This window comes from Kitasatospora sp. YST-16 (genome assembly GCF_026802215.1).
Classification (GTDB): Bacteria; Actinomycetota; Actinomycetes; order Streptomycetales; family Streptomycetaceae; genus Kitasatospora; species Kitasatospora cineracea.
The window spans coordinates 4,256,531-4,271,423 of sequence record NZ_CP113837.1 but is presented as its reverse complement, the minus strand read 5'-3'; the positions used below and the strand labels follow the sequence as shown (position 1 = coordinate 4,271,423).

At 73.3% G+C, this 14,893-nt stretch carries 13 protein-coding genes and 1 tRNA gene; 5 read left to right on the top strand and 9 right to left on the bottom strand.

The window, feature by feature from the left end:
- Positions 1-16 precede the first annotated feature (16 nt).
- Positions 17-1,282, bottom strand: a complete 1,266-nt coding sequence (locus OU787_RS19645; protein WP_268660159.1) for a sensor histidine kinase — start codon at positions 1,280-1,282, stop codon at positions 17-19.
- Between the two features lie 193 nt (positions 1,283-1,475).
- Between OU787_RS19645 and ppc the strand changes: the two genes are divergently transcribed.
- A complete protein-coding gene (ppc, locus tag OU787_RS19640; protein ID WP_442788507.1) occupies positions 1,476-4,274 on the top strand; it encodes a phosphoenolpyruvate carboxylase in 2,799 nt (932 codons plus the stop codon).
- A 78-nt stretch (positions 4,275-4,352) separates the two neighbouring features.
- On the opposite strand, the gene OU787_RS19635 is transcribed toward ppc, so the two are convergent.
- The 6 genes from OU787_RS19635 to OU787_RS19610 all read right to left on the bottom strand — a co-directional run bounded on the left by OU787_RS19635 (position 4,353) and on the right by OU787_RS19610 (position 9,081).
- Positions 4,353-4,577 (bottom strand): hypothetical protein, encoded by a 225-nt coding sequence (locus OU787_RS19635; RefSeq protein ID WP_123817531.1) that lies wholly within the window; start codon positions 4,575-4,577, stop codon positions 4,353-4,355.
- 197 nt (positions 4,578-4,774) lie between these two features.
- Positions 4,775-5,350, bottom strand: a complete 576-nt coding sequence (pth, locus tag OU787_RS19630) for an aminoacyl-tRNA hydrolase (protein WP_030464043.1) — start codon at positions 5,348-5,350, stop codon at positions 4,775-4,777.
- A gap of 112 nt (positions 5,351-5,462) precedes the next feature.
- On the bottom strand, positions 5,463-6,071 hold the full coding sequence (locus OU787_RS19625) for a 50S ribosomal protein L25/general stress protein Ctc (protein ID WP_268660158.1): 609 nt from the start codon (positions 6,069-6,071) through the stop codon (positions 5,463-5,465).
- A 244-nt stretch (positions 6,072-6,315) separates the two neighbouring features.
- Complete coding sequence (locus OU787_RS19620) at positions 6,316-7,296, bottom strand: ribose-phosphate diphosphokinase (RefSeq protein ID WP_176189726.1); 981 nt, start codon at positions 7,294-7,296, stop codon at positions 6,316-6,318.
- 155 nt (positions 7,297-7,451) lie between these two features.
- A complete protein-coding gene (glmU, locus tag OU787_RS19615; RefSeq protein ID WP_268660157.1) occupies positions 7,452-8,897 on the bottom strand; it encodes a bifunctional UDP-N-acetylglucosamine diphosphorylase/glucosamine-1-phosphate N-acetyltransferase GlmU in 1,446 nt (481 codons plus the stop codon).
- Between the two features lie 113 nt (positions 8,898-9,010).
- Positions 9,011-9,081: transfer RNA gene (locus OU787_RS19610), tRNA-Gln, on the bottom strand.
- A gap of 217 nt (positions 9,082-9,298) precedes the next feature.
- On the opposite strand from OU787_RS19610, the gene OU787_RS19605 reads away from it, so the two are divergent.
- Genes OU787_RS19605 through OU787_RS19595 form a run of 3 tightly spaced genes read left to right on the top strand, consistent with a single transcriptional unit; the run spans position 9,299 to position 11,884 of the window.
- Entirely contained in the window at positions 9,299-10,267 is a 969-nt protein-coding gene (locus OU787_RS19605) for an acyl-CoA desaturase (protein ID WP_030464047.1), read from the top strand.
- Positions 10,264-10,977, top strand: a complete 714-nt coding sequence (locus tag OU787_RS19600; protein WP_051818035.1) for a TetR/AcrR family transcriptional regulator — start codon at positions 10,264-10,266, stop codon at positions 10,975-10,977. Before OU787_RS19605 ends, OU787_RS19600 begins: the two co-directional genes overlap by 4 nt.
- Positions 10,978-11,032: 55 nt before the next feature.
- Entirely contained in the window at positions 11,033-11,884 is an 852-nt protein-coding gene (locus OU787_RS19595) for a DMT family transporter (protein WP_030464049.1), read from the top strand.
- A 7-nt stretch (positions 11,885-11,891) separates the two neighbouring features.
- Here OU787_RS19595 and OU787_RS19590 read toward each other — a convergent pair whose 3' ends face one another.
- Positions 11,892-12,689, bottom strand: a complete 798-nt coding sequence (locus OU787_RS19590; protein WP_268660156.1) for a methyltransferase domain-containing protein — start codon at positions 12,687-12,689, stop codon at positions 11,892-11,894.
- Positions 12,690-12,807: 118 nt separating this feature from the next.
- Here OU787_RS19590 and OU787_RS19585 point away from each other — a divergent pair, with 118 nt between their 5' ends.
- Positions 12,808-13,302 carry a MarR family winged helix-turn-helix transcriptional regulator gene (locus OU787_RS19585; protein ID WP_030464051.1) on the top strand — a complete coding sequence of 165 codons (495 nt, stop codon included), beginning with the start codon at positions 12,808-12,810 and terminating at the stop codon, positions 13,300-13,302.
- 10 nt (positions 13,303-13,312) lie between these two features.
- On the opposite strand, the gene OU787_RS19580 is transcribed toward OU787_RS19585, so the two are convergent.
- Entirely contained in the window at positions 13,313-14,845 is a 1,533-nt protein-coding gene (locus OU787_RS19580; RefSeq protein ID WP_030464052.1) for a polysaccharide biosynthesis protein, read from the bottom strand.
- Positions 14,846-14,893: the final 48 nt, after the last annotated feature.

The window sequence follows — 14,893 nt, the reverse complement described above, 5'->3', positions numbered from 1 at the left end:
CCGGCCGGACGGACCGTCAGGCCGGCGCGGCCGGGCGCCGCAGCCGGGACGGCAGCACCGCCTCGACCCGGAACCCGCCGCCGTCCTCCCGCCCGGCGTGGAAGGCCCCGCCGAGCGCCACCACCCGCTCGCGCATCCCGACCAGCCCGTTGCCGCCGCTCGGCAGCGCCACCGGCGCCACCCCGCCCGGGCACTCGTTCACCACCGACACCCGCACCCCGTTCGGCACGTACGCCAGCAGCACCGCGACCCGCGCCCCGCCCGCGTACTTGTGCGCGTTGGTCAGGCCCTCCTGCACGACCCGGTACGCGGTCTGCTCGGCCTCCGCGACGTACTCCAGGCGCTCGCCGCTGACCGTCAGGGTCACCGCCATGCCCGCCACCCGGGACTGCTCGACCAGCTCCGGCAGTTCGGCCAGGCCGCCCACCGGGGCCTCCACCTGCTCCTGCGGCTCGGTCATCCGCAGCACCCCGAGGATCTCCCGCAGCTCGTCCAGCGCCTGCCGGCCGGTCTCGCCGATCAGCCGCGCCGACTGCTGGGCCCTGGCCGGGTCCTTGGGGACGATCCGCTCCACCGCGGCGGCGTGCACCACCATCAGGCTGACCCGGTGCGCGACCACGTCGTGCATCTCCCGAGCGATCCTGGTGCGCTCCTCGACCCGGGCCCGCCAGGCCCGCTCGCGGGCCTGGTCGGCCAGCAGGCTCAACTCCCCCTCCAGGCCCTGCGCCCGGTCCTTGAGCGACTCCACCAGGCGCCGCCGGGCCCCCACGTACAGGCCGGTGACCATCGGGGCCACCGCCATGCCGACCGCGACGAACGCCGAGATCACCACGAACACCCAGGTGGGCGGCAGCGGTTCGGCGGGCGGCGCCTTGCTGGGCGCGGTGGTGGCGAACAGCACCATGCCGAAGGTCTCGGCCATCGCCACCGCCGACAGCACCAGCACCCGGGCCCGCCGCGACGGCCACTCCCAGGTCGCCGCCAGCGTGTACAGCGACACCACCAGCAGCACCACGCCGAAGAAGCCCGGCACGAACACCAGCGCCACCACCACCGGCACCACCGGCCAGCGCCGCCGCACCACCAGCGACGCCCCCGCGAGCGCCCCCAGCGCCACGCACACCGCGGTCGCGGGCAGCCCCCAGCCGAGCCGGTCCCGGACCAGCCCGTACGCCCCCGCGGCGCACTCCGCCGCCGACACCGCCGCCAGCGCCACGTCCAGCGCCGCGCCGCGCCGCCGCGCCCACCACCACGGGCCGTCCCCCGACGGCTTCTCACTCATGCCGCCACCATACGCAGTGCCGACGGCGGGCCGACGGCGCCCGGGCACCTGTCCGCCATCCGGCCACCTCTCCGTTCTGGCACCCCGTGCCACCTATGCTGTTGCCCGTCGGACAGCGCGGTCCGCCACCGTCACCCGCACCGCGGTGATGTCAGAGCCGTTGCCGAAACCCCACCACCACAGGGAGACAGCCGTGACCGCTCCGGTCCCCACTCCGGCGGACAACCCTTCCGTGATCGCCGACGCGGACGACAACGCCGCGCTGCGTGCGGACATCCGCCGCCTCGGCGATCTGCTCGGGGAGACCCTGGTCCGCCAGGAGGGCCCCGAACTGCTGGGCCTGGTCGAGCAGGTGCGCCTGCTGAGCCGCACCGACGGCGAGGCGACCGCGCAGCTGCTGGCGGAGATCGACCTGGAGACCGCCGCGAAGCTGGTGCGCGCCTTCTCCACCTACTTCCACCTGGCGAACGTCACCGAGCAGGTGCACCGCGGCCGGGAGTTCGCCGACCGCCGGGCCCGGGAGGGCTCGCTGCTGTCGCAGACCGTGGACCAGCTGAAGGAGGCGGACCCGAAGCACCTGGAGGACACCCTGGCCAACCTCGCGGTGCGCCCGGTGTTCACCGCGCACCCGACCGAGGCCGCCCGCCGCTCGGTGCTGAACAAGCTGCGCCGGGTCGGCGAGCTGCTGGAGCGCATCCACCGCGAGCAGGCCGCCACCGGCCGGGTCGACAGCGCCCGGCAGACCTCGGCCCGCCGCCAGGCCGACCGCCGCCTCGCCGAGGTGATCGACCTGCTCTGGCAGACCGACGAGCTGCGGATCGCCCGCCCGGAGCCCACCGACGAGGCCCGCAACGCCGTCTACTACCTGGACGAGCTGTACCGCGACGCCGTCCCGGAGGTGCTGGAGGAGCTGCACGAGGAGCTGGCCCGGGTCGGCCTGGAGCTGCCCGAGGGCGTGCGCCCGCTGACCTTCGGCACCTGGATCGGCGGCGACCGCGACGGCAACCCGAACGTCACCCCGCGGGTCACCTGGGACGTACTCAACCTGCAGCACGAGTACGGCATCAAGGACGCCCTGGAGGCGGTCGACGACCTGCGCGCCGCGCTCTCCACCTCGGTCCGCCTGGCCGGGGCCTCCGAGGAGCTGCTGGCCTCGCTGGACGCCGACCTGGCGCACCTGCCGGAGCTCAGCCCGCGCTACAAGCGGATGAACGCCGAGGAGCCGTACCGGCTGAAGGCCACCTGCATCCGGATCAAGCTGGAGAACACCCGCGACCGGCTGGCCGCCGGCACCGCGCCCACCCCGGGCCGGGACTACGTCGGCACCCGCGACCTGCTGGCCGACCTGCGCCTGATCCAGGACTCGCTGCGGGCCCACCGCGGCGGCCTGATCGCCGACGGCCGCCTCGCCCGGGCGATCCGCACCATCGAGGCGTTCGGCCTCCAGCTGGCCACCATGGACGTGCGCGAGCACGCCGAGGCGCACCACCACGCGCTGGGCCAGCTCTTCGACCGGCTCGGCGAGGAGGCGTGGCGCTACACCGACATGCCGCGCGAGTACCGCCAGCGCCTGCTGTCCAAGGAGATGCGCTCGCGACGCCCGCTGGCCCCGACCCCGGCGCCGCTGGACGCCGCCGGCGCCAAGACGCTGGGCGTGTTCACCACCATCCGCGAGGGCTTCGAGCGCTTCGGCGACGAGATCGTCGAGTCGTACATCATCTCGATGTGCCAGGGCGCGGACGACGTGTTCGCGGCCGCCGTGCTGGCCCGCGAGGCCGGCCTGATCGACCTGCACGCGGGCATCGCCAAGATCGGCATCGTGCCGCTGCTGGAGACCACCGACGAGCTCCAGGAGGCCGACCGGATCCTGGACGAGATGCTCTCCGACCCCTCCTACCGGCTGCTGGTGTCGCTGCGCGGCGACGTCCAGGAGGTCATGCTCGGCTACTCGGACTCCTCGAAGTTCGGCGGCATCACCACCTCCCAGTGGGAGATCCACCGCGCCCAGCGCCGGCTGCGCGACGTCGCGCACCGCTACGGCATCCGGCTGCGGCTCTTCCACGGCCGCGGCGGCACCGTCGGCCGCGGCGGCGGCCCCTCGCACGAGGCGATCCTGGCCCAGCCCTGGGGCACCCTGGAGGGCGAGATCAAGGTCACCGAGCAGGGCGAGGTGATCAGCGACAAGTACCTGCTGCCCTCGCTGGCCCGGGAGAACCTGGAGCTGACCCTCTCCGCCACGCTGGCCGCCTCCGCGCTGCACACCGCGCCCCGCCAGGCCCCGGAGGAGCTGGCCCGCTGGGACGCCGCGATGGACCGGGTCTCGGCCGCCGCGCACACCTCCTACCGGGCCCTGGTCGAGCAGGAGGACCTGCCGAAGTACTTCTTCGCCGCCACCCCGGTCGACCAGCTGGCCTCGCTGCACCTGGGCTCCCGCCCGTCCCGCCGCCCCGACAGCGGCGCGGGCCTGGACGGCCTGCGGGCCATCCCGTGGGTGTTCGGCTGGACGCAGTCCCGGCAGATCGTGCCCGGCTGGTACGGCGTGGGCTCCGGCCTGGCGGCGGCCCGCGAGGCCGGCCTGTCGGACGTGCTCGACGAGATGCACGGCAACTGGCACTTCTTCCGCAACTTCCTGTCCAACGTCGCCATGACGCTGGCCAAGACCGACCTGCGGATCGCCCGCCACTACGTCGAGCAGCTGGTCCCGGCCGAGCTGCACCACGTCTTCGACCAGATCGTCGCCGAGCACGACCTGACCCTGCGCGAGGTGCTGCGGCTGACCGGCGAGTCGGAGCTGCTGGAGCACGACGAGGTCCTCAAGCAGACCTTCACCGTGCGCGACGCCTACCTCGACCCGATCTCCTACCTGCAGGTCGCGCTGCTGCGCCGGCAGCGCGAGGAGGTCGCGGCCGGCCGCCCCGAGGACCCGCTGCGGGCCCGGGCGCTGCTGCTCACCGTGAACGGCATCGCGGCGGGCCTGCGCAACACCGGCTGATCCGCCCCTCGCAACGCAACGGCGGCCCGCCCCCTCGTCACCGAGGGGCGGGCCGCCGCCGTTCGCCGTGCCTGCCGTTCAGGCCTTCTTGCGCTTGCGCAGCCAGGCCGCGGCTCCGCCGGCCACCACCACCAGGCCGCCGCCGACCGCGTACAGGCCGGCCGAGCCGACCGAGCCGGGCGGCGGGGCGATCCGGGCCGCGGCGGGCTCCGGGACGGTGGTGGGCTCGGCCGCGGCGGCGGGCCCGACGGCCCACCCCCCGGCGGCCAGGCACAGGACGGTGCCTCCGACGACCTTGCCCACGCGCTGTGACCGGATCACGGTCGATACCCCCATAGACGGCACTTCAATCCTTGCTGCACCGAATCCGACGGTATCCGATCGCACGGCGTTTCTGACCCCCGGTCAGCTTCCACCGGGCAAGCGTTGCATGAACGTTGTGTACGGAGGGTGGTCGAATCCGGTGCCGCCAGCACCGGGTGTCAACGGGGCTGCGGAGGTCAGGAGTTGTAGTTCTGCTGGGCCCGCTCCAGGCCGTCCGCCAGCAGCGCCTCGACGGCGTCGGCGGCCCGGTCGACGAACCAGTCGAGGTCCTTGCGCTCGGTGGAGGAGAAGTCCTTGAGCACGAAGTCGGCGACCTCCATCCGGCCCGGCGGGCGGCCGATCCCGCAGCGGACCCGGTGGTAGTCGGGGCCGAGCGACTTGGTGATCGACTTGAGGCCGTTGTGGCCGTTGTCGCCGCCGCCGGTCTTCAGCCGCAGCGCCGCGTAGTCGAGGTCCAGTTCGTCGTGGACGGCGACGATCGCCGGGGTGGGCACCTTGTAGAAGTCGCGCAGCGCGGTGACCGGCCCGCCCGAGAGGTTCATGAAGCTCATCGGCTCGGCCAGCACGACCCGCTTCCCGGCCAGCCGCCCCTCGGCGACCTGGGCGCGGCTCTTGTGGGCCTTGAACTTCGCCCCCATCCGCTGGGCCAGCAGCTCGACCACCATGAAGCCGATGTTGTGCCGGTTGCGGGCGTACTCCTTGCCGGGGTTGCCGAGGCCCACCACCAGCCAGGGGCCGTCGTACTCGCTCATGCCGCTCCTCACGCGGGTGTTCTCCGTACGGTCACATCATCCCGGACACGCCGCTGCCCCGGCCGTCCGCGCACGGGGCGGGACGGCCGGGGCAGCGAAGCGGGGGGGGTGATCAGGCCTCGACGGCCTCGTCAGCGGCAGCGCCCTCGGCGGCGTCCTCCTCGGTCTCACTGGCCTCGGGGGCCTGGGCGCCGATGACCTGCAGCACGACGGCGTCGGCCTCGACGGCCAGCGAGACGCCGGACGGCAGGGTGATGTCGCCGGCGGTGATGGCGGCGCCGGCCTCCAGGCCCTCGACCGAGACGGTGACCGACTCGGGCAGGTGGGTGGCCTCGGCCTCGATCGGGAGGGCGTTGAGCACGTTCTCGATCAGGTTGCCGCCGGGGGCCAGCTCGCCCTCGGTGTGGACCGGGATCTCGACGGTGACCTTCTCGCCGCGCTTGACCAGCAGCAGGTCGACGTGCTCGATGGAGCGCTTGATGGCCTCGCGCTGCACGGCCTTCGGCAGCACGTACTCGTCCTTGCCCTCGATCGGGACGACCAGCAGGGCGTTCGGGGTCTTGAGCGCCATCATCAGGTCGTGGCCGGGCAGGTTCAGGTGCACCGGGGCGTGGCCGTGGCCGTAGACGACACCGGGGACGAAGCCGGCGCGACGGGCACGACGGGCGGCACCCTTGCCGAACTCGGTGCGGGACTCGGCGGCGATGCGGATCTCGGACACGACTGCACTCCTCGTGAAGCGAAGGGGTGCAGGAACGACAGAACCGCCGGGCCACACCCTCAAGTGTTGGGGGGACGCTCGGCGGTTCGATCAAGGCGCATCGTTCTCGCGCGTCGATCACGGAGCACCGAAGCGGGCATCCCTCGCCGAGCAGTCTCCCAAGACTAACCGGGCGGTGGCGCGGACGTGAAATCGGCCCCCGGCTCCGTGCGGAGCCGGGGGCCGGGAAGGGTCTGACGAGGGGTCAGTGCACGCCCTCGAAGAGGCTGGTGACCGATCCGTCCTCGAACACCTCGCGCACCGCGGCGGCGATCGACGGGGCGATCGACAGCGTGGTGATCTTGTCCAGCTGGAGCTGGGCCGGGGTCGGCAGGGTGTTGGTGAAGACGAACTCGCTGACCCGGGAGTTCTTGAGCCGGTCCGCGGCGGGGCCGGAGAGCACGCCGTGGGTGGCGGCCACGATGACGTCGGCGGCGCCGGCGTCGAACAGCGCGTCGGCGGCGGCGCAGATGGTGCCGGCGGTGTCGATCATGTCGTCGACCAGGACGCAGACCCGGTCCTTGACGTCACCGACCACCTCGGCGGAGAGGATGGTGTTGGCCTGCGACATGTCGCGGCGCTTGTGGATGATCGCCAGCGGGGCGCCGAGCCGGTCGCACCACTGGTCGGCGACCTTCACGCGCCCGGCGTCCGGCGAGACGATGGTCAGCTTGGAGCGGTCCGGGACGCGGTCGCCCACGTAGTCGGCGAGCATCGGCAGCGCGAACAGGTGGTCCACCGGGCCGTCGAAGAAGCCCTGGATCTGCGCGGTGTGCAGGTCCACGGCCATCAGCCGGTCGGCGCCGGCCTGGCGCAGCAGGTCGGCGACCAGGCGGGCCGAGATGGGCTCGCGGCCGAGGTGCTTCTTGTCCTGCCGGGCGTAGCCGTAGAACGGGAGGATCGCGGTGATGCTGCGGGCCGACGCGCGCTTGAGCGCGTCGATCATGATCAGCTGCTCCATGATCCACTGGTTGATCGGAGCCGTGTGGCTCTGGATCACGAAGCAGTCCGCGCCGCGGGCGGACTCCAGGAAGCGGACGTAGATCTCGCCGTTGGCGAAGTCCAGGGCCTTGGTCGGGACGAGTTCGGTGCCCAGTTCGCGGGCGACCTCCTCGGCAAGTCCGTGGTGGGCACGGCCGGAAAAGAGTTTGAGCTTCTTCTCACCGGAGGTCGTGATCCCGCTCACTGCACCGTCTCCTCGATGTATTGCCACTCTGGGTGAGTACGCCGAGGCACGGCCGAACAGGCCCGATGGCGCACGTGTGTACTTCAGGTTACGCGCCCCGCCACCGGTCCGGCGGCCGGGGACCACTCCTCAAGATCCCCGGCCGCCCCGTCCGACTACTCCGTCCCGTTGGCCTCCGCGGCCGCCCGGGCGGAGGCCGAACCGGGCCGCTTCCGCTCAACCCAGCCCGCGATGTTGCGCTGCTGGGCCCGCGCGACGGCCAGCGAACCGGCCGGCACGTCGTTGGTGATCACCGAGCCGGCCGCCGTGTAGGAGCCGTCACCGACCGTCACCGGGGCGATGAACATGTTGTCGGAACCCGTGCGGCAGTGGGCCCCGATGACCGTCCGGTGCTTGTTCACCCCGTCGTAGTTGACTGTGACCGACGCCGCACCCACGTTGGTGCCCTCGCCGATGGTGGCGTCCCCGATGTACGACAGGTGCGGGACCTTCGCCCCCTCGCCGAGCTCCGAGTTCTTGATCTCGACGTAGGTGCCGACCTTCGCCTTCCGGGCCAGCCGGGTGCCCGGCCGCAGGTACGCGTACGGGCCGACCGAGGTCTCCGGCCCGATCTCGGCGCGCTCGGCCGTGGTGTTGCTCACACGGGCGCCCGCGCCGACCGCGGTGTCGGTCAGCGTGCTGTTCGGGCCGACCTCGCAGCCCTCGCCGAGGTGGCTGGCGCCGCGCAGCTGGGTGTTGGGGTGCACCAGCGCGTCCGGCTCGTAGGTCACCTGGACGTCGAGCCAGGTGGAGGCCGGGTCGACCACGGTGACGCCGGCCCGCATGGCGTCCTCCAGCAGCCGGTCGTTGAGCAGCCGGCGGGCCGCGGCCAGCTGTACCCGGTCGTTGATGCCGACGATCTCCCGGTGGTCGGCGGCGACCACCGCGCCGACCCGGTGGCCCTCCCGGCGGAGGATCTCCAGGGTGTCGGTCAGGTACTCCTCGCCCTGCACGTTGTCGGTGCCGACCAGCGAGAGCGCGAGCGCCAGCAGCTTGGCGTCGAAGGCGAACACCCCGGAGTTGATCTCGTTGACGGCCAGCTGCTCGGCGGTGGCGTCCTTGTGCTCGACGATCGCGGAGACCGCGCCGTCCGGGCCGCGCAGGATCCGGCCGTAGCCGGTGGCGTCGGGGACCTCGGCGGTCAGCACGGTGACGCCGTTGCCCTGCTCGGCGTGCGCGGCGGCCAGCGCCCGCAGGGTGGCGCCGGTGAGCAGCGGGGCGTCGCCGGTGGTGACCAGCACGGTGCCGTCCAGCTGCACGCCGTCGGCGGCCAGCGCCTCCAGCGCGGTGCGCACGGCGTGGCCGGTGCCGTTCTGCTCGGTCTGGACGACCGGGCGGGCGGCCGGGTAGTGCTCGGCCAGGTGCGCCTGGACCAGCTCGCGCAGGTGGCCGATCACCACGACCAGCTGACCGGGCGTCAGCTCCTGGGCGGCGGAGACCGCGTGGCCCACCAGGGAGCGCCCGCAGATCTCGTGCAGCACCTTCGGCAGCGCCTTGGACTTCATTCGGGTACCGCCCCCGGCGGCGAGCACGATCACGGCGGCGGGCTGGTTGGCACTCACGCGGGGAGACTCCTCGGTCGATGCGGGTTGAGGGCGCACCGAACAATACCGAGAGAAAACGAACGGAAACCGTCCGAAACGGTCGGGCCGGGACGCTGCCGGGCCGGAAGGGGCTCCGCCGCTAGGATTCGAACCCAGACAAAGGCCTCCAAAGGGCCCTGTGCTGCCATTACACCACGGCGGAAAGGGCGCGCTGCGCGCCCAGCACAGCCTAAGGGCTGACGGCCCGTAGCTCCACCACCTTCCGCGAAGGCGCCCCGTCGACGGGGCGGAATCCGCCGGGCGAACAGTGCGACACGTCCGCGCACGGGCCTTCCGCGCTCCCCGGCCCGGTACTTACGATGCCGTAAGTTACGGATACGTAGGTATTCTGCCGGACCCCTCTCTCCCCGGGAAGCGCCATGACCATCCAGGCCGGGCAGGCGCCGCCGCGCGCCGCCGAGGACGAACAGACCGCCACCGCACTGTCCGCCACCAGGGGCGGCGAGAAACAGGGCGCGCTGGAGCGCGCCACCCTGGCCCTGTTCATCGCGGTGCCGTTCCTGGGCCTGCTCGCCGCCGTCCCGGTGGCCTGGGGCCGGGGCCTGTCCTGGCTGGACGCCGGCCTGGCCGTCGGCATGTACTTCCTCACCTGCCACGGCATCACCGTCGGCTACCACCGCTACTTCACCCACGGCGCGTTCAAGGCCAACCGCCCGCTGCGGCTGGGCCTGGCGGTGCTCGGCTCGCTGGCCGTCGAGGGCCCGCTGGTGCGCTGGGTCGCCGACCACCGCAAGCACCACCGGTACTCCGACAAGGACGGCGACCCGCACTCGCCGTGGCGCTACGGCGAGAGCCTGCCCGCGCTGCTCAAGGGCCTGTGGTGGGCGCACATGGGCTGGATGTTCGACGAGGAGCAGACCTCGCAGCTCACCTACGCACCCGACCTGGTCCGCGATCCGGCCATAAGGCGGATCTCCCGGCTGTTCTGGCTGTGGACGCTGATCTCGCTCGGCCTGCCCGCGCTGGTCGGCGGCCTGGCCACCTGGAGCTGGCAGGGCGCGCTGACCGCCTTCTTCTGGGGCTCGCTGGTCCGGGTCGCGCTGCTGCACCACGTCACCTGGTCGATCAACTCGATCTGCCACGCGGTGGGTTCGCGCCCCTTCAAGTCGCGCGACCGGTCCGGCAACGTGTGGTGGCTGGCGGTGCTCTCCTGCGGCGAGTCCTGGCACAACCTGCACCACGCCGACCCCACCTCGGCCCGGCACGGCGTGCTGCGCGGCCAGGTCGACTCCTCCGCCCGGGTCATCCGCTGGTTCGAGCGGGCGGGCTGGGCGCACGACGTCCGCTGGCCCGGCGCGGAGCGGATCGCCGCCCGCCGCGCCGCATGAGTCAGCGCCTACAGCATGATGGAGGGGTGAACGGGACCAACGGAGACAGCGCCGGCCATCGGCAGCCCTCGCGCCGCAGCGGGGGCAAGGGCGCCGGCCGGGTGCGGATGACCGGCAAGCAGCGCCGCGAGCAGCTGCTGGAGATCGGCCGGGCGGTCTTCGCCGAACGCGGCTACGACGGCACCTCGGTCGAGGAGATCGCCGAGCGCGCCGGGGTCTCCAAGCCCGTCGTGTACGAGCACTTCGGCGGCAAGGAGGGCCTGTACGCGGTGGTGGTCGACCGCGAGATGCAGCTGCTGCTCGACATGGTCACCGGCGCGCTCACCGGCGGGCACTCCCGCGAGCTGCTGGAGCAGGCCGCGTTCGCGTTGATGGACTACATCGACACCTCCACCGACGGCTTCAAGATCCTGGTCCGGGACTCGCCGGTGGCCCAGTCCACCGGCTCGTTCGCCTCGCTGATCGGCGACATCGCCACCCAGGTCGAGGACATCCTCGGCCTGGAGTTCAAGTCCCGGGGCTTCGACGCCCGGCTGGCGCCGATGTACTCGCAGATGCTGGTCGGCATGGTGGCGCTGACCGGCCAGTGGTGGCTGGAAGTGCGCAAGCCCGCCAAGGCGGAGGTCGCCGCCCACCTGGTCAACCTCGCCTGGCACGGCCTGGAGGGCCTGGAGCGGCACCCCAAGCTGGTGGGCGACCGCAAGAACTGACGACCGGCCCGGGGCCGCATCGGGATCCCGGGCCGCCCTCGCGACAGGAGCACCCGTGGCGGTCTTCCTGCTGGCCCTCGGCGCGGCCTGCTGCCTGGGCGCCGGATTCGTCCTGCAGCAGCACGCCGCCCAGCGCGCGCCCAGCGGCGACCTGCTGCGCTGGCGGCTGCTGCTGGACCTGATGCGGATGCCCGACTGGCTGCTCGGCATCGCCTTCATGATCGGCGGCCAGGTGCTCTCCGCGCTCGCCCTCAGCCAGGGCGAGGTGGCGCTGGTCGAGCCGCTGCTGGCCACCAACCTGGTCTGGGCGATGCTGCTGGCCGGCCGGATCACCGGGACCCGGCTGGGCCGCTCCGGCTGGGTCGGGGTGGCCCTGATCGCGCTCGGCGTGACCGCGTTCATCGCCGCCGGGCAGCCCGGGGGCGGCGGCCCGGCCGCCGGGCCGCTGCGCTACTGGCTGGTGTTCGGGGTGGTCTCCGGGCTGGCCCTGCTGCTGGTCGCGGTGGCCCGCCGGCTGCCGCTGTTCGAGGAGGCGACGCTGCTGGCGCTGGCCGCCGGGCTGCTCTACGGCCTGCAGGACGCGCTCACCCGCACCACCTTCGACCGGATCGACCGGGACGGGGCGGCGGCCGCGCTGCTCTCCTGGCCGCCGTACACCGTGCTCGGCCTGGGCGTGGTCGGGCTGCTGCTGGTGCAGTCCGCGTTCGAGGCGGCGCCGCTGCGGATGTCGCTGCCCGCGCTGACCGCCGCCCAGCCGCTGGCCGGGATCGCCTGCGCGGTCGGCTTCCTCGGCGACCGGCTGCGGGTCACCCCCGGGGCGCTGGCCTGGCAGAGCGCCGGGCTGGCCGCGATCGTGGTCGGCGTGGTGGTGCTGGGCCGCCACCCGGCGCTGCCCGGCGCGAAGTGACGGGCCGTCAGCGCTTCACGGCGACGGCGAAGACCCGGCGGAACGGGAACAGCGTGCCGTGCCAGGTGGCCGGGTACGCCTCGCGCAGCAGCGCCCCGTACTCGGCCAGGAACTCCGCCCGCTCCCCCGCCTCCGGCAGCAGGTCCAGCACCGGGCGCAGGGTGGAGCCCTTGACCCACTCCAGCACCGGGTCGGGCCCCGGCAGCACCATCGTGTACGTGCTCTCCCAGACGTCCGCGGTGCAGCCCGCCGCCAGCAGGGTCCGCGCGTAGCGGTCCGGTGCGTGGCAGGAGGCGTCCGGGCGGGCGGTGGCCAGCCGGTCGCGCCAGCGCGGGGTGCGGCGCAGGTCGGCGAGCAGGGTGTGGCTGGGGGCGGCGAAGTTGCCGGGCAGCTGGAAGGCGATCACCCCGCCGGGGCGCAGCGCGGCCGCCCAGCGGGGCAGCAGTTCCAGGTGGTCGGCGGTGTCGGTGTCCATCCAGTGCAGGGCGGCGTTGGAGGCGATCAGGTCGGGCCGCTCGGGGGCCGGGTCGTACGCCGCGACGTCCTGCTCGCGGTACTCGGCGGTGGGTTCGCCGTGCGCGCCGCGGGCCTCGGCGAGCAGGTCGGGCGAGGTGTCCAGGCCGAGCAGCCGGGCGTCGGGCCAGCGGCGGCGCAGTGCGGCGGTGGAGTTGCCGGGGCCGCAGCCGAGGTCGAGCACGGTGGGGGCGGGCGGCAGGTCGGGGACGCGGGCGAGCAGGTCGGCGAAGGGGCGGCCGCGCAGGTCGGCGTAGCGCAGGTACTGGTCGGCGTCCCAGTGGGCGGGCATGGCGCGGCTCCCGAAAGTATCTCGACATCAAGATATCCGTGTAACGCCGAGACTTCCTTTGTTATCTCTTGATGTCAAGAGACTTCACATCGACACACCCCCCGATACACTGATCGACATGGAGGACGAGGTCGACCGCCTGGTCGCAGCATGGCGCCGAGAGCGCCCCGACCTCGACGTGGAACCGCTTGAGGTCCTCAGTCGGGTGAGCCGCCTCGCCCGCCACCTGGACCGCGCCCGCCGCACCGCCTTCGCCGAGCACGGCCTCGAACCCTGGGAGTTCGACGTCCTCACCGCGCTGCGCCGGGCCGGCTCCCCCTACCAGCTCTCCCCCGGCCAGCTGCTCACCCAGACCCTGGTCACCTCCGGCACCATGACCAACCGGATCGACCGCCTCACCGCCAAGGGCCTGGTCGTCCGCCTCCCCGACCCGGACGACCGCCGCGGCGTCCTGGTCCGCCTCACCGAGGCCGGACGCGACCAGGCCGACCAGGCGCTGGCCGGCCTGCTCACCCACGAGCGCGAGATCCTCGCCCGGCTCGCCCCCGCCCAGCAGGCCGAACTCGCCGCCCTGCTGCGCAGCCTGGTCACCCCCTTCGACCGCAGCAGCTGAGCGGCCCGCCCTAGAAGCCGTCCGGGTACGGGGTGGCCAGGGCCGGGGCCTTGGCGTGCGCGCTCTGGTAGCCGGGGAGCAGGGCCGCCAGCCGGGTGCGGACCTCGGGGTCGGTGTTGGTGGTGGCGGCGGCGTAGAGGCCGGTGAGGCCGCCGGCCAGGTCCTCGGGGGCGGCGGCCCGGTCGGTGGTGGTGGCGAAGATCCGCGGGTGGGCGGTGGGCAGGCGCTCCTCGGTGTCGGAGAACAGCGCCTCGTTGAGCTTCTCGCCGGCCCGCAGGCCGGTGTAGCGGATCTCCACCTCGTCGGCGCCGAGCTGGACCTGCTCGGCGAAGTTGTGCACCAGGTCGACGATCCGCACCGGCTCGCCCATGTCGAGGACGAACACCTCGCCGCCCTCGGCCATCCGCCCGGCCTCCAGCACCAGGCCGACCGCCTCCTCGATGGTCATGAAGAAGCGGGTGACGTCGGGGTGGGTGACCGTCACCGGGCCGCCGCTGCGCAACTGCTCCTCCAGCACCGACAGCAGCGAGCCGCGCGAACCCAGCACGTTGCCGAAGCGGACGGCGGCGAAGACGCCGGTGCCGAGGTTGCGGGCGTCCCGGGCGTTGGCCTGGACGATCAGCTCGGCCAGCCGCTTGCTCGCGCCGAGCACCGAGGTCGGGTCGGCGGCCTTGTCGGTGGAGATCAGCACGAAGCGCTCCACGCCGGTGGCCAGCGCCGCCTCCACCAGGTGGTCGGTGCCCAGCACGTTGGACTTGACCGCCTCGCTGGGGTGGCGCTCCAGCAGCGGCAGGTGCTTGTGCGCGGCGGCGTGGAAGACCACCTCGGGGCGCAGGTCGCGGAAGATCTGCTGGATCCGGGGGCGGTCCCGGATGTCGGCGATCACCAGCGCCTCGTCGGTGAGCAGCGCCTCGCCCCAGATGTCGAGCTGCAGCCGGTGCAGGTTGGACTCGTCGTGGTCGAGCATGTAGAGCGCGGCCGGCCCGAACGCCTGGACCTGGCGGCACAGTTCGCTGCCGATCGAGCCGCCCGCGCCGGTGACCAGCACCCGGCGGCCCTCGATCACGGTGCGGACGTCCGGGGAGACCACGTGCACCTCGTGCCGGCCGATCAGCCGGTTGACGTCCAGGGTGCGCAGGTCGGAGCCGACCACCTCGCGGCGCAGCGCGGCCAGGAAGGACGGCAGGTAGCGGACGGCCGCGCCGGCGGCGGCCGCGGCGGTGGCCAGGGCGCGCACCCGCTGGTGCGGCAGGCCCGGGATGGCGAGCACGACGACCTGGGCGCCGTGGCCGAGGGCCAGCGCGGTGAGGTCGGCGAGCGGGCCCAGCACGGGGACGCCGGAGACGTCCCGGCCGGCCTTGCCGGGGTCGTCGTCCAGCACGCCGACCGGGTCGAGGCCGAACTCGGGGGTCCGGCCCAGGTCGCGGACCAGGGCGGTACCGGCGGAGCCGGCTCCGACGACCAGGGTGCGCAGTCCGGCGGGACCGTCCGGCAGGCGGGTCCGGTCCCCGTGCGGGCGTGCGGCAGTGCGGTGCGGCAACATCTGACCTCCGGTTTCCCTGAATCACGGAGTGGAACGTGCGGGGAGGCG

Bases quoted from the DNA above. Each gene is read 5' to 3' on its own strand.
- OU787_RS19645 (WP_268660159.1), bottom strand. From the start codon at position 1,282: ATGAGTGAGAAGCCGTCGGGGGACGGCCCGTGGTGGTGGGCGCGGCGG.
- OU787_RS19580 (WP_030464052.1), bottom strand. From the start codon at position 14,845: ATGTTGCCGCACCGCACTGCCGCACGCCCGCACGGGGACCGGACCCGC.
- OU787_RS19585 (WP_030464051.1), top strand. From the start codon at position 12,808: ATGGAGGACGAGGTCGACCGCCTGGTCGCAGCATGGCGCCGAGAGCGC.
- OU787_RS19590 (WP_268660156.1), bottom strand. From the start codon at position 12,689: ATGCCCGCCCACTGGGACGCCGACCAGTACCTGCGCTACGCCGACCTG.
- pth (WP_030464043.1), bottom strand. From the start codon at position 5,350: ATGAGCGAGTACGACGGCCCCTGGCTGGTGGTGGGCCTCGGCAACCCC.
- OU787_RS19600 (WP_051818035.1), top strand. From the start codon at position 10,264: ATGAGTCAGCGCCTACAGCATGATGGAGGGGTGAACGGGACCAACGGA.
- OU787_RS19605 (WP_030464047.1), top strand. From the start codon at position 9,299: ATGACCATCCAGGCCGGGCAGGCGCCGCCGCGCGCCGCCGAGGACGAA.